Source organism: Roseibium sp. ROS1 (assembly GCF_054658215.1).
Map to the genome: position 1 here is coordinate 1,011,370 of NZ_BAAGIG010000003.1, position 18,504 is coordinate 1,029,873.

The window sequence follows — 18,504 nt, forward strand, 5'->3', positions numbered from 1 at the left end:
CTAACGGGGATCCTCTCACGCGTCGCCGTCTTCTTCGCCTTCTCCGGCAGCCAACACGGCCTTGCGGGACTGCCAGTCCTTCTTGAGTTCGATGTCCATTTCCGCCGAGCGGTAGTCGACACGGGTCAGGTAAAGCCCGTCTGCCGGCGCCACCGGGCCGCAGGCGTTCCGGTCGCGGGCTTGCAGGGCCCTGGTGACATCACCCGGCCCCCATTTGCCCTCACCGACCAGGCGCAGGGAGCCGACCATCGAGCGCACCTGATTGTGGAGGAAGGACCGTGACGCGCATTCGGCAATGACGAACTCGCCCTCGCGGTAGACCCGGAATTCCTCCAGCGTCTTTTCCGGGCTTTTTGCCTGGCAGCGCGTGTGACGGAAGGTGGTGAAGTCGTGATGACCGACGAATTCCTGCGCAGCCGCGTGCATGGCGTCCGCATCGAGATGCACCTTCACATGCCAGGCAAGACCAAGCTGGTGGGTGAGCGGCGGCAGCCGGTTTTGAATGCGATAGCGGTAGGAGCGGCGGATCGCGGAAAAGCGCGCGTCGAAGCCCTCGTGCATTTCCGCAGCATCCAGAATCACCACCGGATGGGGCTGGCAATGGAAATTCAGCGCCCCCATGACCGTTCTTGCGTCCCAGTCCTTCGAAAGATCCACATGGCAGACCTGCCCGGTGGCGTGGACGCCGGTGTCTGTGCGACCGGCGCCGCCGATGGTCACCTCCTCACCGGAGAATGCCTTGACGGCACGTTCGATCACCGCCTGGACGGACGGCGCGTTCGCCTGGCGCTGCCAGCCGCTGAACGGCCTGCCGTCATATTCCACCGTCAGTTTGTAGCGGGGCATTACTCGAATTCTTCAAAGGGTGTGGCGAAGGCCACCTCGATTGGCAGGTCCCGCGATCCGGCTTCCGTCAGCGCAAGCGCCATGAAGGCATCGCCCGCATAAGGTCCCTGCACCTTGCGTGCCAGCACGGGATCGAAACCGAAGCGCGGATAATAGGACGGCGGGCCGAGCACCAGAACAAGGTCCTCTCCCAGATCCTTCAGGCTTTCCAGAGAGGCCTTGATCAGCGCCGAACCGATGCCGGTCTTCTGCAGGTCCGGCCAGACAGAAACAGGCGCAAGGCAAACAACCTGCATGCCCTGCCCCGGACCGATGGCAGCCGGGGTGACACGGCTATAGGCGATATGTCCGACGATCCGGCCGCCGGCATCGACCGCGACCTGTTCCAGCACCAGAGCGCCGCAATGACGCAGCGTGTGCACGAGGCGGGCTTCCATGTCGGACGGAAAGGCAGCGGTGACCAGCTCTCTGACGGAAGCTTCATCGTCAGAAGTCACGTTTCTGATGGCAAGGCCGGCAGCTTCGGCAGCTTGGGTCATGTCGGTCTCCTCGAACCTCAGATTAGTCCAGAACCGTGCCGTCAGAAAGCGATGCTCCGCGCAGGAATTCCGCGCCGCTCATCGGCTTCTTGCCGGCCCGCTGAACCTGTTCCAGACGTACGGCACCCGCACCGCAGGAAATCACTGGCACATCCCCACCGGTCTGGACGGATCCCGGCGTGCCGGAGCCTTCGCCAAGCGTGCTGCGCAGGACCTTGACCCGTTCCATCTTGCCGCCGAGCGGCATTTCGCACCAGGCACCGGGAAAGGGTGACAGGCCGCGAATGTGGTTGTGAACCTCCGCAGCCGGTTTCGACCAGTCGATCCGGGTTTCCTGCTTGGAGAGCTTGGCCGCGTAGGTGACACCGTCCTCTGCCTGGGTCTGGTCGCCAAGCGCCCCGCGCGACAAGGCCGCCAGCGCCCGAACCATCAGATCCCCGCCGAGCGAAGACAGCTTGTCGTGAAGGTCTCCGGCCGTCATGTTCTCGCCGATGGCAACGGTTTCCGACATGCAGACGGGGCCGGTATCGAGCCCCTCTTCCATGCGCATCACCTGAACGGCTGTTTCTTTGTCACCGGCCATGATCGCCCTGTTGATGGGCGCTGCGCCGCGCCAGCGCGGCAACATGGAAGCATGAAGGTTGAGACAACCGTATTCCGGCGCTTCCAGGATCGGTTTCGGCAGGAGAAGGCCGTAGGCAACCACCACCGCGACGTCTGCATCCAAGGCCGCAAAGGCCTCCTGCTCTTCTGCCCCTTTGAGGCTCTGCGGCGTGAACACCGGAATACCGAACGATTCAGCGGCCTCATGAACCGGCGATTTCTTCAGGTCCATGCCCCGGCCTGCAGGACGCGGCGGCTGCGAATAGCAGGCGACCACGTCGTGGCCCTGGCCGACGATTTCCATGAGGGTCGGCACCGAGAAATCCGGGGTGCCCATGAAGATGACGCGTAAGGACATGAGGCTCCTGAGGGGTTTTGAAGATCTGCGCCCTTATTGCGTCTCGCGGCGGGTGTTGCAAGGGGGCAGCGTGCGTTGTTGGCGCCCCTGCACCCAGGGCTACTCCTTCCCGGAAGTGCGAAATCGATCAGGCCTGCCGCGTGGCGTCAGCTCGCTTCAAGCCAGGCCTGGCAGCAGGACCTTTAGGCTTCCGACCATCATTTCCATCGCAATGGCCGCCAGGATCATCCCCATCAGGCGGCTCATGACGCTGGTTGCGGTCTGGCCGAGGAACTTCGACAGGAACGGGGCGGCGAAGAATGTGCCTACGAGAACGGCGATGGAGGCAGCAATGGCAGCGATATACGAAATTTCGTGGGAAAGATCCGTGACCTGGCCACGGTAGATAATCATGGTCGAGATCGTTCCCGGCCCGAGCAGGATCGGTACGGTCAGCGGATAGATTGCAGGATTGTCCTGTTCGGAATGATGTTCCTGTTCCTCGTCCGTCCCATGATGCGCCTTGCTCTTCTCACCTGAGATGAGGTTGAGCGCGATCAGGAGAATGAGGAAACCACCGGCAAGCCGAAACGCATCCAGGCTGATGCCGAAGACCTTGAGAATGGCGTCGCCCGTGAGGCCGATGAATGCGGAGCCAAGGGCAAGGCCAATCAGCACCGTCAGGGCAACCTTGCGCTCAAACCCCGGCCCTTTGTCGGCGGTGAGCGACAAGAACACCGGCAGGTTTGCAATCGGGTTCATGATTGCAAAAAGCGCAGCGAAGAGTTTCAGGAACAGGACCTGATCCATTTATGCCGCCCCGCGGTTTCAGCCAGGCAGCAGCGGATCAGAGTTTTCCGGCCAGCTTTGCCTGCTTGGTGAATTTCTTGACAACGCGTTCGCGCTTCAGCTTCGACAGGTAGTCAATGAACAGCTTCCCGTTGAGATGGTCAAGCTCGTGCTGAATACAGGTTGCCAGAAGCCCGTCGGCCTTGATCTCCTGTTCGGCGCCTTCCCGGTTGAGAAACTGGACCGTTACTTCGGCAGGCCGCTCGACCTCCTCGTAGTAATCGGGGATCGACAGGCAACCTTCCTGATAGACGGACAGGTCCTCGCTCGACCAGACGATCTTCGGATTGATGAACACCATCGGCTCTTTCGGCGCGTCTTCCTTGGCGACGTCCAGCACGAAGATGCGTTGCAGCAGCCCGATCTGGCTGGCGGCAAGTCCGATACCGGGGGCATCGTACATGGTTTCCAGCATATCGTCGGCCAGTTTGCGGACGTCGTCGTCGACGGTCACGATAGGTGCACACACCTCGCGCAGGACCGGATCGGGAATGGTGATGATCGGGCGTATTGTCATGCGCCTGACATAAGAAATCGGAGCGCTCCGGTCAACGCGGAAATAGCGCGGCAGCCTCCCGTTTTCAACGCCTTCGACCGGACCGGCTACCTGGTAGAAGTCTACAGCTCTCTCCTGCCGCGCGGATGGGCCTTCGCCCCGAATCGTTCTATGTTTGTTTCATGAATGAGATCCTGTTCGATTTGAGTGGCCGTCCGGTGACGGTTCTGGAAGCTGCCATCGCCGGCGGCCTGTTTCTTCTGGCGCTGATTGTCTGGCTAGTCCTGAAGACCATGCGGGAGATCCGTTTGCGTGCCGAATCGGACGCAGTGGCCGGCGAGCGCATTCACGAGCTGGAAAGCCATCTCTCGCAACTTCTGAAATCTCAGGGGGAAATGACCGGCCGCATGCAGACCATGGCGGAAGTGTTCGGCTCGCGGCAGTCCGACATGATGCGCGCCGTCAACGAGCGCCTGGACGGCATGGGTCACAAGCTGAACCTTTCGATGGCCGATACCAGCAAGCGCACGCAGGACGGCCTCAGGCACCTGCACGAGCGGCTGGCGGTGATCGACCGGGCGCAGCGCACGATTACCGATCTCTCCGGCCAGGTTGGCCAGTTGCAGGCTATCCTGTCCAACAAGCAGACCCGCGGCGCCTTCGGCCAGGGCCGGATGGAAGCGATTGTCCAGGACCAGATGGCGCCCAGCACCTATTCCTTCCAGGCAACGCTGTCGAACAACAGCCGCCCGGACTGCCTGATTCACATGCCGAACGGTGCGCCGCCCCTGGCCATCGACGCCAAGTTTCCGCTGGAAGCCTTCAACCTGCTGCGCAATGCGGAAACCGACGACCAGCTGAAGTATGCCCAGGCCCAGTTCCGCCGCGACTTCACCAAACACATTCAGGACATCGGCGAGAAATACCTTCTGCCCGGCGAAACGCAGGATACCGCGTTCCTGTTCGTGCCATCGGAAAGCGTGTTTGCAGAACTCAACGAGAGCTTCGAGGATCTGATCCAGAAAGCGCACCGCACCCGGGTGGTGATCGTCTCGCCGTCGCTGCTGATGTTGTCGATCCAGGTGATCCAGTCGGTGCTGCGCGATGCAAAGATGCGCGAGCAGGCCCATCTGATCCAGGCCGAAGTCGGCCACCTGGTCGCCGATGTCAGTCGGTTGAACGATCGCGTCGGCAAGCTTCAGGCCCATTTCGCACAGGCGAACAAGGATATCGACCAGATCCTGATTTCCTCCGACAAGATCTCCAAGCGCAGCCGCCGGATCGAGGATCTCGAGCTGGGAGAACTCGAAAGCGTTGCAAAGGACGCTTCCAGTGCCGAACCCCAGCTGGCGATGACACCGAAGGGGTGACGCAGCAAATCTGTTGCTGCTGTTCTACCCCGGGTCTACAGTCCGGCCGGCTCGATCCGAGTCGATTTGGAGGCAGGTATGTCGTTCCGGAATTTCCTTTTTTCCAAGACACTTAACATCGCGATCACCGGCGTGTTGCTTGGGGGGCTAGCGCTCCCGCTGAGCCAGAATGCAGCGGCGGAAGAGTGCTCGCAGTCCGTCGAAGCGGTCTGGCTGGACACCTATTCGGTTGAAGCCGATGCACAGGGCGAATGCGGGTCTGCGGAAGTCTCGCTCGCGGTCTTCAATCAGTCCGGTGGCATTGAATATCAGGCTACCTTTGATCAGAACGACCTGTTCGGTTTTTACGGCATCGAAACCCTCAACGACATGCAGGCAGCCCTGCTGGACTGGATCAGCGGCTATGTCGATGTCGCAACATCCGCCAAGCTGCCGGTTTGGCCGGAAGGCGCTGAAGGCCCGCAGGCCGGCGAATTTCCGTTTTATGCAGAAGAAGGCGTGACACGGGAGACCTATGAGCGGGCCCGCCAGGAAGAGCGTCCCATGGTCTGCTTCATTCAGGGAACTGAAAGCCAGCTTTGCCTGGTCAAGAACCCGAAGTCCGGCGCACTCGAATCCATTGGCGTCCAGACGTTCCCCGGCTGAGGTAATCTCGTAGATTAGACAAACGCAAAATCACAGCCGACAAGACCCCGGGCGAGCACTTGAATGCCCGGGGCACAGCCACCTTTCGTCCATTTACAACTCTGGCAGGCGCCGCGCCTTCGTGATCGCGCCCCATTCCGTTGCCGCGATGCGATCAATTGCCTTGTCCAGTGGCTCATAGGCGACGGTCATCGTGAAGCCGTTGGCGTGCAAAAGGCGGTTCTCGCCCGCGATGATGCCGACATGGCCTTTCCAGAACAGCAGATCACCACGTTTCAATGCGGCTGGATCGTCGTGCGGAACGGCTTCGCCGGCTTCCGCTTCCTGCATGTCACTGTCGCGCGGCAGGCCGTGTCCGCCTGTCTGCGCCGCAAGTTGCACCAACGCTGAGCAATCGAGACCCAGGCTCGAGCGTCCACCCCAGCGGTAGGGCGTGCCGATCAGCTCTTCGGCGACAGCCACCCAGTCATTCTCAACGGCGTCCAGCGGCACAAGGTGTTTGGCAACAACCGCCGAACCATCGCTGAGGAGCGCATAGGCCAGCCCACGCGTTTCGGTTTCACCGATAACCGTGACCAGTGAGCCAATGGACAGGAGCCCGAGTGGCGGAAACTTGAGGTCGGCAACCGGGTAACGGTAGGTCCGAAGAGCGCGCACCCGGTGGGTTGCCGGCTTCACAGGCCCAAGGTCGTCGGAGGAGAACCAGCCGACGTAGCCGTCCGTGTCGAGCTGTCCCCAGGCCCAGCCTTCCGGTGTTTGCTCGTAAACCGTCACCCACTCGCCGCTGAGGGCTTCGGTGTCGATCGGCCGGTCCGGGCGCGGTTCAGGCCGGATCGGCAGCTGGTCGGCAATGACCTGAAACACCTCGCCCTCGGCGAAACGGCTAGCGGCTGCCCGGCCTTCATAGTCGATGGCGGCAAGGTCGGCACGGACCGGGTGGCGGCGGCGGTCGAAGGTCTCGGTCATGGTCGATAGTCGATCCCGAAATGGATTGGACTGTCAGCGCGGCAGTTCCCGGGCCTTTTCCACCACGAGATCGCCAAGCTGCTCCAGATAAAGTGCGCCTTCCACCGTGCGAGTGATGATCACATTGCGTTTGTCGGCTTCGTCGCGCTTGCGCGACAAAAGCCGCATACCGCCCAGAGTGTCAAGCGCCCGGGTGATGGCAGGTTTGGTGACATTCAACTTGGCAGCCAACCCGCGCACCGTATGCGGCGGCGGCTCCAGATAGACTGTCATCAGGATCGTCAACTGGCGCGCGGAAAGATCCTGTTCGCTATCGCGAACAAGCGCCAGATTGACCTCGTGCATCAGTTTCAGCGCCTGCGAGGCGCGCAATTCGACGGCCATGAGTTACAGGGTCCCATCCTTTTCCCCCATCCATCTCCATGACCATCGAAGCACGAAAACGTTTCGGAGCCGTTATTGTGCGCCCGGAAAACGCTCCGAAAGGACATCGAACAGGCCACGAATGCCCTGGGCTTCCCCACCCATCGGTTTTCCGGGCTTTTCCATCGGGGTCCAACCGAAAATATCGAAGTGAACCCAGCTGTCGGTGTTCTCGACAAAGCGGGACAGGAACAGCGCTGCCGTGATCGACCCAGCGAATCCGGCACCGGATGTATTGATGTGATTGATATCGGCAACCTTGCTGTCGAGATATTTCAGATAGGGCTGCCACAGCGGCATGCGCCACAGCGGGTCGGCCGCAGCCTCGGCCATGACCGCGATGTCCTCGGCAAGTTCCTCGTCGTCCGTGTAGTAAGGCGGCAGATCCGGCCCCAGAGCAACGCGGGCAGCACCGGTGAGCGTTGCCATATCGATCAGGATTTCCGGGCTCTCCTCGTCTGCAAGCGCCAGGGCGTCGGCGAGGATCAACCGGCCTTCGGCATCGGTGTTGCCGATTTCGACGGTCAGCCCCTTGCGGCTCGGCAGGATGTCTCCTGGCCGGAAGGCATTTCCGGCAACAGCGTTTTCGACACAGGGAACGATGACGCGCAGGCGAACAGGAAGCTTTGACGCCATGATCATGGACGCAAGGCCCAGCACATTGGCCGCCCCACCCATGTCCTTTTTCATCAGCGCCATGGAGGAGCCCGGTTTCAGGTTGAGACCGCCGGTATCGAAGATGACGCCCTTGCCCACCAAAGTGACCTTGGGCGCGGCTTCGTCACCCCAGGTGAAGTCTGCCAGGCGCGGCGCCCGGCTGCTGGCCTTGCCGACTGCGTGCACCATCGGGAAGTTTTCTTCCAGAAGGTCTTCCCCGATGACGATACGCCCGGTGCCGCCATGCTGCTTGAACAGGGCGACAACGGCCTGGGATAGTTCCCCCGGTCCAAGATCGTTCGCGGGCGTATTGATGAGATCACGCGCCAGCTGGACCCCGTCGAGAATCGTTCCGAGTCGATCCAGGTCGACGGTCTCATCAACGGCAAGACGGCGGGTCTTGCCTTCGTTTTTCAGGTAGCGGGTAAAGGAATAGGTGGAGAGGGCAAAGCCGAGCGCTGCCTGTTCGGGATCCGGAAACCCCTCGGCAAGATGGTAATCGCCTTCCGGCAGTCCGGCGACCAGGCTGCCTAGTGCCAGCGGATGCGACAGACCGCCATCCTCTACGCCGAACAGCACCGCGGCACCGTCTGCTCCCGGGACAAGCAGGGATGTTGCAGGCTTGCCTGCAAAATCGTTGACCTTGCACCAGTTCAATGCTGCTGATCCGAGCCCGTCCAGAACTTGGGGCAGGCTTGCCTCGGTGACGGCGTGTATGGGCGTGGAGCTGGATACATCGCTCTTGCGGACTAGGCTTTCGCGCACGGGAGGACCTCCGTTGGAGATTGGATTCGATCTTCAAGACCTAGGATGCCCGGCGTTCGGACGCAATATGGTGCGCGTCGATGCGCACCGCTTCTCGCATTTCGCAACGGTGCTTAACCAAGCATTAGGGTTAATTATCTATTTCTCATAAGGAAACCTGAAAGCCGCCGACAACAAGGATGTTGGAAATGCAATCGCCCAGAACCGGTTCCGTTCGCCGTCGCACTCGTCTCGCTACGACGCTGCTGGCCATGTCGGCGCTTGTCGTTGTCACTGGCTGCGCTTCCAACCGCGCCAACACCGGCACCCACTCCCCTGCCTCCGGCTACACTTCGCCAGGTTCTTCACAGGCGCTGGCACAGGTGTCCAAGTGGTCCAAGGCCTATGAGCGCGACCGCAAGGACCGCAGCGCCATTCTTGGCTATTCAAGCGCTCTCAGCCAGAACGGGCAAATACCGCAGGCCATGGCCGTTCTTCGGTCCGGTGTGATCGCACATCCCAAGGACCGGGAAATCTCTTCCGCCTATGGCAAGGTTCTGGCGATGAACGGCCGTTTCGACGAAGCGCTGAACGTCATTCGTGGTGCTCAGAGGCCGGACACGCCGGACTGGAGGCTGATGTCCGCTGAAGCGGCGATTTACGATCAGACCGGCAACCACGACAAAGCCCGCAGCCTCTACAAGCAGGCACTGATCATCGCGCCAAACGATCCCAGTCTCCTGAACAACCTGGGCCTGTCATATCTGCTGTCCAATGATCTGCCCGACGCGGAATATACCCTGCGCAAGGCAGCCACCCTGCCCGGCGCAGACAGCCGCGTTCGCCAGAACCTGGCTCTGGTGCTTGGCATCCAGGGCAAGTTTGACGAAGCCATCCAGGTGGCCCAGTCCGAGATCGATCCGCAGCAGGCCCAGGCCAACATCGCCTATCTGCGCACAATGATGCAGAAACGCCAGCAGGGCTGAGGCAACAGCGCGGTTTCAATAAGTTCCGCTTTTCTCAATGACTGTACGGCCTTGAACTGCCGGCGTCGGGCCAGAATTAAATCCAGAAAATTCGGAAAAACGACCAAAGGAGTGCTGCTCAACATCGGCACTCCTTTTGCGCGTTTGACGCATCCGGTTTCCGGTTGTCGCCGAGTAAACCCAGGGCCTCCGGCGATAAACGCGCCGGAGAGCGAACCTGCTGCCTATTGGAAGGTGTTGATCACCTGAATCACTGCCGGCCCCATGATGATGAAGAACAGCACAGGCAGGAAGAACATGATCATCGGCACCGTCAGCTTCGGCGGCAGGGATGCAGCCTTCTGTTCGGCCATTTGCATGCGCTGCTCGCGGGTGTCGTCCGCCATCGTGCGCAAGGCCGTGCCGACAGGCGTACCGTAACGCTCGGCCTGGATAAGCGCCATCATGACGTTCTTCACACCTTCGACACCAGTGCGTTTCGCCAGGTTTTCATACGCGATACGGCGGTCGCTCAGGTAAGACAGTTCGGCCGTCGTGAGCGATAATTCTTCTGCCAGCTCAACCGACTGCACACCGACTTCTTCCGCAACGCGCTTGAAGCCTTCTTCGATGGACATGCCCGATTCCACGCAGATCAGCATGAGATCCAGCGCATCCGGCCAGGCCCGCTGGATGGTCAGCTTGCGCTTGTCGATCTTGTTCTTCAGGTAGATGTTCGGCATGAAAGCGCCGAGGCCGGCAAGACCCAGACAGAAGCAGAGCTTCGACAATGCCGGGAAGTCGTCGGGCAACACGAGAAATGCGTAGGCCACCGTGAAGGCGAAGATACCGACAGGTAACGCTATGCGCGCAACCAGGAAGTAGTAAAGCGGTGCGGAGCCGCGGTAGCCGGCCATTCTGAGATTTTCGACCGTGCTTTCATCGGAAAGCGCTTCCTTGAGATTCAGCCGGTCGACAAGGCTTTTCATCTGCGCCTTGGGCTGGTTTCGCAGGGAAGCCTTTGCGTCTGCCTGGGCTGCCTGAAGACGGGCCCTCTCCTTGGCGCGCAGCTTGTTGCGCTCGATCGCGACCGATTTCATCCGCGATTTCAACGTGTCGCGAGACAGAAGTGGCATCACCAGGGAAAAGATGGTTCCCGTGACCGCCACCATGGCCAGAACAGCTGCCAGAAACTGACTGGATGCGATGGTATCGATATCCATGTCGTCTCCTAGAAGTCGAAGTTGATCATCGCGCGCATCACCATGATGCCGCAGAACATCCAGAACAGGCAGCCAGCGATGATGATGTTTCCGGCTGTGGTCTCGAACAGGACCAGAATGTAGTTCGGCGAAATGAGGTACATGATCCCGCCGACGAAAAACGGCAGTGAACCGATGATCCCGGCGGAGGATTTCGCTTCGGCGCTGAGTGCCTTGATCTTGCGCTTCATGGCCTTGCGGCCGCGCAGCACCTTGGACAGGTTGTTCAATGCCTCGGCCAGGCCACCACCAGCCTTCTGCTGAATGGCAACCACGATGGCAAAGAAGTTGGCTTCTGCCAGCGGAACTCGTTCGGGCAACTTGCCGACCGCTTCGGCAAGCGAAATCCCCATGATCTGGGTTTCGGTGATCTTGCGGAACTCGGTCGCGACAGGTTCGCGGGCTTCGCGGGCAACCACCTTGATGCAGTCGCTGAGCGGCAGACCGGCCTTGACGCCGCGCACGATGATGTCGACGCCGTTCGGCAACTCGTCGAGAAACGCGTTGAAGCGGCGCTTGCGCTTGCTGGAAACGTACCAGCGGGGGAAACCCAGCGTGCCGGCGAAACCGAAGGCTGCCGCAATGAGCAGATTTCCGCTGAAAATCAATCCAAGGATCAGGAAGACCAGACCGGCAACGATACTGAAGATCACGAAATGATGGGTCTCCCAGGCCAGGCCGGCCTGCTCGATCTTGACCTTCAGCGAGACCTTCTGCTGCTTGTCCTGCTTGGCCTTTTGCCGAACCTCGAATTCCTTCAGCTGATCCTGGATCGACCGTTTGCGCCGGTCGACATCACGAAGGGCCTTGCGCTGATTTTCGCTCTGGGGCCGCGCTGCGACCGCGTTCACGCGCTGATCGCGCCGCTTGGAGCCGGACAGAGCAGGCTGAAACAGGCTGTAGATGATGCCGCCAACGGCAAGCATCACCAGGGCGGCGACGGCCAGGCCGGTGATTTCAGGCGTGAGAAACTCTTCAAGTCCGGACATGGGGTCCTCAATCAGCTACATATTCAGGCATCTCGGCAGCATCCAGTGCCTGTGCCAGACGGGCTTCTTCGCCAAAGTATCTTGCCCGCTCCCAGAATTTCGGACGACCGATTCCGGTGGAGCGGTGGCGGCCGATGATCTTGCCGTTCGGGTCTTCGCCGACAATGTCGTAGAGGAAGACATCCTGGGTGGTGATGATGTCGCCTTCCATGCCCATTACTTCCGTCACATGGGTGATGCGGCGGGAACCGTCGCGAAGACGCGCCGCCTGGACCACCACATCGATGGACGAGACGATCATCTCGCGCAGGGTTCTGGACGGAAGCGAGAAACCGCCCATGGTGATCATGGATTCCAGACGGGACAGGGCTTCACGCGGGGAGTTGGCGTGCAGGGTTCCCATGGAGCCGTCGTGACCGGTGTTCATGGCCTGCAGGAGATCGAATGCCTCCGGGCCACGCACTTCGCCCACGATGATCCGCTCAGGACGCATACGCAGGCAGTTCTTGACGAGATCGCGCATGGTGATCTCGCCTTCCCCTTCCAGGTTGGGCGGACGCGTCTCAAGGCGCACCACATGCGGCTGCTGCAGCTGCAATTCGGCCGAATCTTCGCAGGTAATGATGCGTTCGGTGCTCTCGATATAGGCAGTCAGACAGTTGAGCAGCGTCGTCTTGCCCGAACCGGTACCGCCGGAAATCAGCACGTTACAGCGTGAACGGCCGATGATCTGCAGGATCGTCGCCCCTTCCGGCGTGATCGAACCGAACTTGGTCAACTGGTCAAGTGTCAGCTTGTCGCGTTTGAACTTACGAATGGTGAGGGCCGGGCCGTCGATGGCGAGCGGTGGCGCGATAACGTTGACACGGGAGCCGTCAGGAAGACGGGCGTCACAGATCGGGCTGCTGTCATCAACGCGGCGGCCGACCTGGCTCACGATGCGCTGGCAGATGTTCATCAACTGCGCGTTGTCGCGGAACGTCACACCGGTCTGCTCAACCTTGCCGGAGGTTTCGATATAGACCGTGTGCGCGCCATTGACCATGATGTCGGCGATGTCGTCGCGAGCCAGCAGAGGCTCCAGCGGACCATAACCAAGTACGTCGTTGCAGATGTCTTCCAGCAGATCTTCCTGCTCTGAAATGGACATCACCACGTTCTTAAGCGCGATGATGTCATTCACGACATCGCGGATCTCATCGCGAGCATCTTCGGCATCGAGACGAGCCAGCTGCGACAGGTCGATCGCCTCGACCAGCGCATTGAAGATCTGGGCCTTGGTCTCGTAATATTCGCTGTTCTTCTTCCGAGCTGCCGGGGCAGCCGGCTGAGGTTCGGGCGGCGGAGGCGGTGGCGGAGGTGTCGGCGCGGCCGCCGGCTGGGAAGGCTCGGTCTGGATCTTCTGCGGCGCCGGTTGTTCCGGCTGTTTAGCCTGTTCCGCCGGCGCAGGCGTGTCCTGCAACCCGGGTATGCCACCTGGCCGAAGGGTCTGGGGTCCAGACGATGAGCTGCCACGTCTACCAAACATAACGAACTATCTGCTCCGCTCTCAGGCCGGCCTAGCCGGCCTTCCGCTTCAGTTTCGAAAGCAAACCACCGAGGCTCGACCTGGACGCCCTGACGGGCTGGGCCTTGCCGGAAATGGTGTGTGCCAGGTCGTCAAACACACGCGCAATCGCGTGTTTGCCGTCAATCTCACCAATCATCTGACCGTTGTTGGCGGCGGTTCCAAACAGCTGCGGTTCGAACGGGATTATCGCGTGAACCGACAGGCCGAGTGCTCCGGCAAATTCTTCCGGCTTGATCTCTGGGCGTTTGGGAACGTTGACCTTGTTCATGATGAGATGCGGCGGGCGGTCGTTCGGCCGCAGCTGCTTCAACATGTCGACAACGTTCTTGGCATTGCGAAGGTTGGCAAGGTCTGGCTCTGCGACAAGCACGATCTCGTCGACGCCAAGCAGTGTGTTCTTGACCCAGGCATTCCAGGAATGCGGCACGTCCAGCACGACGCTCGGCACCCCGGCGCGCATTGTCTCGACCAGCAGGTCGAAGGACTTCTCGCTGTAGTCGTAGGTGCGTTCAAGCGTTGCCGGTGCGGCCAGCAGGCTCAGGTGCTCATTGCATTTGGACAGGATGCGATCGAGATACGTTTCGTCCAGGCGCTCCGGAGAAGACACGGCCTCGAAAACGCCCTGGAGAGGATCCTGATTGTAATCCAGCCCGGCCGTGCCGAATGGCAGATCCAGATCTGCCACCACGACCTCGCTTTGGAACACGCGGCCAAGTGCCCAGGCTCCGTTGTGAGCGATTGTCGAAGCACCGCAGCCTCCCTTTACGCCGAAGAACGCGATGGTGCGGCCAAGCGGCTCAGCCTCGGGATCGGCATAAAGGTTGGCAATTGAGCCGATCAGCTGGAACACGCTGACAGGCGTGATCAAATACTCGCTGACGCCGCGGGAAATCAGATCGCGATACAGCATGACATCGTTGACATCGCCGATGACGATCACCTTTGTACCGGCGTCGCAGTATTCCGCCAGATGATCGAGGCTCGACAGAAGGTCTTCCCGCCTGCCGGACGTCTCAACGATGATCAGGTTCGGTGTCGGAGCCTGTTCGAAGGTTTCGATCGCCGCCGGAATACCGCCCATATCCAGCTTCAGGTGCGCCTTTGCCATGCGCCGGTCTTCCATGGCTGCCTCCGCCACCCGCATGGTGGCGTCGGTCAGGCAGAAGCCGTGCACCGTGATGCGCGGGATGGAGCCGATATGGAGACCATCGTCGCTGCCCGCATAGTTGTTATCCGCAGGCTCGGAAATGGGATCCATGTAGCCGGACATATCTTTCAAGTCTGGGTTGGCACTCATAGCTATCCCCTAGTCCTCGGCAACTTCGGCGCCGACACCTTCGTTGAAGTCACCCGCGGTGACTTCGCCCTTCCGGTATTTTTCTATGACCACAGCACGCCGGCCCTGATCAGAAGGATCGGATGCTCTCGGCGTGATCAGGTCGGACGGATTGTCGACCATTGCCGCCAGGTTCGCCTGGCTGGCACATCCGAAGTTCTCGTAGTTGATGTTTTCGCCGAAGCCGCCGCCGATGTTTTTCGGCCACGCCCCACACTCGCCCGCAGTTGCCTGCATGCGCGCATAGGACAAGCGGATCGGTGCATCCGCGCCGGGATCACCCACCGAGTAGGTTCTGGTGCTGATCCTGTTCCTTGAAACGCCCCCGCGCTGCAATGCCTGACGGATCTTCGGCGTGATGGAATGAACCGCTGCCTCGTTGGCCCCACCAGACGGCACCAGGATCTCGACGGATCCATCGCCCTTTTGCCGGGACTGCTGGCCAAAGGCGGCAATGGTGCTTTCGATCGGCCCGTTGATGTTACGCGTGTTGCGTCCAACAGGGAGATCCAGCGTTTCCGGCTCTTCGGTGATCACGATCGGGTGCATCAGCCTGTAGTCGTGAGACGCCAGAAGCTGGCTCTGCGACTGGTTCTGGCAGCCGGCTGCGATCAGGCACCCAAAGACCACAAGTGCGGTTTGCGAGAGCGTCTTGCTGCGGACCGTGTTTGACATGTTCATCCGTCCGTTCTCACTTGTAGATAAAGCCAACCTGACCGTGATAGATGCCTTCGGCGGCGGCTCCGGTCGGGTTGTAGATCTTGTTCAGCCGGTTCAGGAAAATCGTCTCGGCATCCGACGGCGCCATCAGGTTCTTGTCCGGGCGCTGCAGCTTGCTGACCGCAACCGGCTGAACCACATAGGGCGTCACGAAGACCGCCAGTTCCGTCTGCTCACGCAGGAAGTCGCGGCTCTTGAACAACGCGCCCAGGATCGGGATCTGCATCAGACCCGGGACACCTTCGATCGCCTGCTGATAGGATTCCTGCAGAAGGCCGGCCATCACCAGCGTGCCGCCGGACGGCAGTTCCATGGTTGATTCCGCACGGCGCACCTTCAGGGCGGAAATTGTGATCCCACCTGCGGAGACCGCGCCATCGTTGCTCAGTTCGCTGACCTCGGTCTTCACGCGCAGACTGATCCGACCTTCGGACAGAACCACGGGGGTAAAGTCGAGACCGACACCGAACTTCTTGAACTCGACGCTGATCTCGCCGTCCTGCTGGGAAATCGGGATCGGGAATTCGCCACCTGCGAGGAAACTTGCGTTTTCGCCGGAAATCGCGGTCAGGGTCGGCTCAGCCAGCGTGCGGATGACGCCCTCACGCTGCAGAGCTTCCACCTGTGCGGTGATGCTCGTCGCTCCCGCAGACAGCTGCGTACCGCCAACTGCCTGGTTCACGATGGAAGGGTTCACGGTAAAGTTCGGCAGGCTGGACATGAAGGGCGTGAAATTGCCAACGCCGATCGTGCCCTGGAACTGGACTCCGAGCTGCTTGATGATCGAGCGCTCGACTTCCGCGACCGTGACCTTCAGGTGAACCTGATCCTTGCCGGCGACGGAAATCAGGTTGATGACTTCGCTTGCGCCCTTGGCACCTTGAAACTTCGCCGCGATATCCGCTGCCTGCTGGGCTTCCAGCGTGCTTTTGGTCGTTCCGCTGAGCACAACACTGCCGTTGATCGATTCTGCGGAAATGTTGGAACCGGGAATAAGCTTCCGGATGATCCGGGTAATATCGGACGTATCCTTTTCGACACGGACGTCGAAGCTGGCCAGCTCCCGACCGCTGCGACTGAACAGAACCAGTCGAGACTGACCCGCGGTGTTGCCGATCACGAAGATGCGGCGCGGTGTTCTGAGGACGGCATCCGCGATTTCCGGGTTGGACACCAGCACATCGGCTGCGTCTTCCGCGAGATTGACCACCACCGACCGGCCGACGCCGACGTTCAGGATGCGGCCCGTAGCCCTTTCGCCAGCGGCGATATGGACCTGGCTCGGGAAGTTGCCTTCCGCCTGTGCTGCCGGAGCCGACACTCCCATCAGTCCTCCGAGCAAAACAGCCGTGGCAGCCAGCTTGTGAAGATAGTTTTTCATCGCGCCCCTCTTGCTGGACGTTCTGTTTTCAACCGGGCTCATTGCGCACCTGCCTGGCTTGTCACGCCATATTTCACGTAGCTGACACCTCGGCGGCGACCGCCCTCATCGTCCGCGTCATCGGCGGAATCCTGGGCACTGCGCAAGGCAAGCGCGATCGTGCCGATCTGCTGCGACTGAGCGACCACCTCGGACTGAGGCAGGGTCAGTTCCAGCGTGGCCGTGCGCTTTGGTGACAGGTTCTTCTGGTCCTGCTCGCCTGCGGTCGTGCTGTCGATTGCCAGGACGCGGATGTTTTCCAGGATCGTTTCGCTGAGAGCGCCCGTATCCGACTTGCGGGTCAGGATCAGGTCGACCTTGTCGCCCGGCAGAATGAAACCGCCTGCCGTTGTTTCCGCTTCCACACTGACGGCGATGGCGCGTTTGCCTTTGGGCAGGATCGCCGCCATGAAGCCCTTGTCGGTATTAATAAGACGCTCGGGGCGAACGGGCTCACCGGCAAAAATCGGTGCCCGGGCGATTCGGCCTTCATATTCCTCGTTGGCCAGAGGCGAGGCCTCTTTCGTCACGGCTCCGAAGGGAACGGCATCTTCAGGCCATTTCGCCCAGCTCATGTCGTCCGCCGTGAGTTTGGCACCGAGCGGAATATCCCTTTGGGCAACCAAAACCTGCGTTTTGGTCTGCTCGGCGGCAGGTGCCTGTACGATCTGAGGCTCTGCTGGCTTGTTGCCCGACATCATGACCATGCGGAAAGCGATGATGCCTGCCGCTACAGCAATTGCCAGGACGAAAATTCGCGCGATTTTCATGACCAAAACCCAATATTCCAATGCGCACATGCGCTGTTCCCGACTAGGATGAGGGGTAATTGGTCAAAACATGGTTAATCAGATATGGATGTTTTCGGTTAATATTCGTTAACTTTACTGAACACTTTCTTAAATTGATGCATTCTGCAACGAATACTGGGCCACAACACCGTCTCACAGCTTCAAAGACCGTGTTTTTGCTTGTCTGAAACACCTGCAGACAAATTGGATTGCTGCGGCCTGAAGCAGAAAAATCCGTTCGCCGGCTAGCATTTGCCAACCAGGGGCAAATGGCTCACTTCAAAGTGATGACCCATAACGGTAGTCGAGCGCCAACAGGTCTTCGGCCAGGCGCGATTCGACCCGGCAGCCAAAGCCCATCAGGACAAGACCTCAACGAATGAGGTCGAACCAATAAGTAGAGGAATAGACCTGAAGACCGGCAATCGCGATTGCGATGCCATAGGGAATGCCGCTTTTGCTGTCATGCAGACGAGCGAACCATTCCTGCCGATAAAGCACGGACGGCACCACCGCATTCTGCCGTAAGGCCAAAAGCCCCAGCGTCAGGAACATGCCGTAGACAGCAACAAAGAGAACGAACATCAGCAGTTCGTGCGAAAAGCCAATCCAGAGCGCAATGGCACTGATGAACTTGACGTCGCCTCCGCCCATCCATCCGAAGGCGAAGAACAGGAAACACGGGGCAAAGACGACCGCAAAGGCGAGAGCATGCATTCCCCAGGCTTGCAACGGCAAACCTGTCGCGACCGCCAGAATGGCAAACCCAGCGATCAGCAGCAAGGAAACCCGGTTCTGGATAGTCATTGTCAGCAGATCGGATGCGCCGCCAAAGGCGACCAGCATCGGAAAAATGACGAGAATTGCGGCCTGAACCATGGAACATTCGTCTCGTTGAAAACCTGATGCCTCAAGGCTAGGGGGCAGAGGTTAACATTTCGCGGAAATACGGCCCGGCAGAACAAAAAACGGGCGG

The 18,504-nt window shown here is 60.1% G+C and carries 19 protein-coding genes; 3 read left to right on the plus strand and 16 right to left on the minus strand.

Annotated features, from left to right (window positions below; translation table 11 throughout):
* Positions 1–15 precede the first annotated feature (15 nt).
* The 5 genes from truA to def all read right to left on the minus strand — a co-directional run bounded on the left by truA (position 16) and on the right by def (position 3,691).
* Positions 16–846: a tRNA pseudouridine(38-40) synthase TruA gene (gene truA / locus ACYQ6M_RS20775; protein ID WP_077290864.1), complete on the minus strand. Its 831-nt coding sequence runs from the start codon at positions 844–846 to the stop codon at positions 16–18.
* The gene (locus ACYQ6M_RS20780) at positions 846–1,385 is read right to left on the minus strand and encodes a GNAT family N-acetyltransferase (RefSeq protein WP_077290865.1); all 540 of its coding nucleotides are present in this window, start codon (positions 1,383–1,385) and stop codon (positions 846–848) included. The genes truA and ACYQ6M_RS20780 overlap by 1 nt, the downstream gene beginning before the upstream one ends.
* Before the next feature lie 22 nt (positions 1,386–1,407).
* A complete protein-coding gene (gene fmt / locus ACYQ6M_RS20785; protein WP_460075325.1) occupies positions 1,408–2,346 on the minus strand; it encodes a methionyl-tRNA formyltransferase in 939 nt (312 codons plus the stop codon).
* Between the two features lie 156 nt (positions 2,347–2,502).
* Positions 2,503–3,135 (minus strand): MarC family protein, encoded by a 633-nt coding sequence (locus ACYQ6M_RS20790; protein ID WP_460075326.1) that lies wholly within the window; start codon positions 3,133–3,135, stop codon positions 2,503–2,505.
* A 37-nt stretch (positions 3,136–3,172) separates the two neighbouring features.
* On the minus strand, positions 3,173–3,691 hold the full coding sequence (gene def / locus ACYQ6M_RS20795; RefSeq protein ID WP_031268905.1) for a peptide deformylase: 519 nt from the start codon (positions 3,689–3,691) through the stop codon (positions 3,173–3,175).
* Positions 3,692–3,852: 161 nt separating this feature from the next.
* Here def and ACYQ6M_RS20800 point away from each other — a divergent pair, with 161 nt between their 5' ends.
* Together ACYQ6M_RS20800 and ACYQ6M_RS20805 are read left to right on the plus strand one after the other, a co-directional pair.
* Entirely contained in the window at positions 3,853–5,040 is a 1,188-nt protein-coding gene (locus ACYQ6M_RS20800) for a DNA recombination protein RmuC (RefSeq protein WP_460075328.1), read from the plus strand.
* Positions 5,041–5,118: 78 nt separating this feature from the next.
* Complete coding sequence (locus ACYQ6M_RS20805; protein ID WP_055657470.1) at positions 5,119–5,685, plus strand: hypothetical protein; 567 nt, start codon at positions 5,119–5,121, stop codon at positions 5,683–5,685.
* Positions 5,686–5,778: 93 nt separating this feature from the next.
* On the opposite strand, the gene ACYQ6M_RS20810 is transcribed toward ACYQ6M_RS20805, so the two are convergent.
* From ACYQ6M_RS20810 to ACYQ6M_RS20820, 3 genes are all read right to left on the minus strand, one after another.
* Positions 5,779–6,651 (minus strand): C40 family peptidase, encoded by an 873-nt coding sequence (locus ACYQ6M_RS20810; protein WP_460075330.1) that lies wholly within the window; start codon positions 6,649–6,651, stop codon positions 5,779–5,781.
* Between the two features lie 33 nt (positions 6,652–6,684).
* A complete protein-coding gene (locus tag ACYQ6M_RS20815) occupies positions 6,685–7,035 on the minus strand; it encodes a MarR family transcriptional regulator (RefSeq protein WP_006934185.1) in 351 nt (116 codons plus the stop codon).
* A 72-nt stretch (positions 7,036–7,107) separates the two neighbouring features.
* The gene (locus ACYQ6M_RS20820) at positions 7,108–8,496 is read right to left on the minus strand and encodes a leucyl aminopeptidase family protein (protein ID WP_460075333.1); all 1,389 of its coding nucleotides are present in this window, start codon (positions 8,494–8,496) and stop codon (positions 7,108–7,110) included.
* Positions 8,497–8,684: 188 nt separating this feature from the next.
* On the opposite strand from ACYQ6M_RS20820, the gene ACYQ6M_RS20825 reads away from it, so the two are divergent.
* Positions 8,685–9,461: a tetratricopeptide repeat protein gene (locus ACYQ6M_RS20825; protein WP_051990112.1), complete on the plus strand. Its 777-nt coding sequence runs from the start codon at positions 8,685–8,687 to the stop codon at positions 9,459–9,461.
* Between the two features lie 224 nt (positions 9,462–9,685).
* Here the strand turns inward: ACYQ6M_RS20825 and ACYQ6M_RS20830 are convergent, their stop codons facing one another.
* From ACYQ6M_RS20830 to ACYQ6M_RS20865, 8 genes are all read right to left on the minus strand, one after another.
* Positions 9,686–10,663: a type II secretion system F family protein gene (locus ACYQ6M_RS20830; protein WP_022999759.1), complete on the minus strand. Its 978-nt coding sequence runs from the start codon at positions 10,661–10,663 to the stop codon at positions 9,686–9,688.
* Positions 10,664–10,671: 8 nt separating this feature from the next.
* Positions 10,672–11,691 (minus strand): type II secretion system F family protein, encoded by a 1,020-nt coding sequence (locus ACYQ6M_RS20835; RefSeq protein ID WP_022999758.1) that lies wholly within the window; start codon positions 11,689–11,691, stop codon positions 10,672–10,674.
* A 7-nt stretch (positions 11,692–11,698) separates the two neighbouring features.
* The gene (locus ACYQ6M_RS20840; RefSeq protein WP_055657464.1) at positions 11,699–13,219 is read right to left on the minus strand and encodes a CpaF family protein; all 1,521 of its coding nucleotides are present in this window, start codon (positions 13,217–13,219) and stop codon (positions 11,699–11,701) included.
* Between the two features lie 31 nt (positions 13,220–13,250).
* On the minus strand, positions 13,251–14,558 hold the full coding sequence (locus ACYQ6M_RS20845; RefSeq protein ID WP_022999756.1) for an AAA family ATPase: 1,308 nt from the start codon (positions 14,556–14,558) through the stop codon (positions 13,251–13,253).
* 9 nt (positions 14,559–14,567) lie between these two features.
* Positions 14,568–15,272, minus strand: coding sequence for a CpaD family pilus assembly protein (locus ACYQ6M_RS20850; protein WP_208984400.1), 705 nt, complete (start codon positions 15,270–15,272; stop codon positions 14,568–14,570).
* 16 nt (positions 15,273–15,288) lie between these two features.
* On the minus strand, positions 15,289–16,698 hold the full coding sequence (locus ACYQ6M_RS20855) for a type II and III secretion system protein family protein (protein WP_077290872.1): 1,410 nt from the start codon (positions 16,696–16,698) through the stop codon (positions 15,289–15,291).
* Positions 16,699–16,736: 38 nt separating this feature from the next.
* Positions 16,737–17,507, minus strand: coding sequence for a Flp pilus assembly protein CpaB (gene cpaB, locus ACYQ6M_RS20860; protein WP_031268903.1), 771 nt, complete (start codon positions 17,505–17,507; stop codon positions 16,737–16,739).
* Between the two features lie 393 nt (positions 17,508–17,900).
* Entirely contained in the window at positions 17,901–18,407 is a 507-nt protein-coding gene (locus tag ACYQ6M_RS20865) for an A24 family peptidase (protein ID WP_022999752.1), read from the minus strand.
* Positions 18,408–18,504 lie beyond the last annotated feature (97 nt).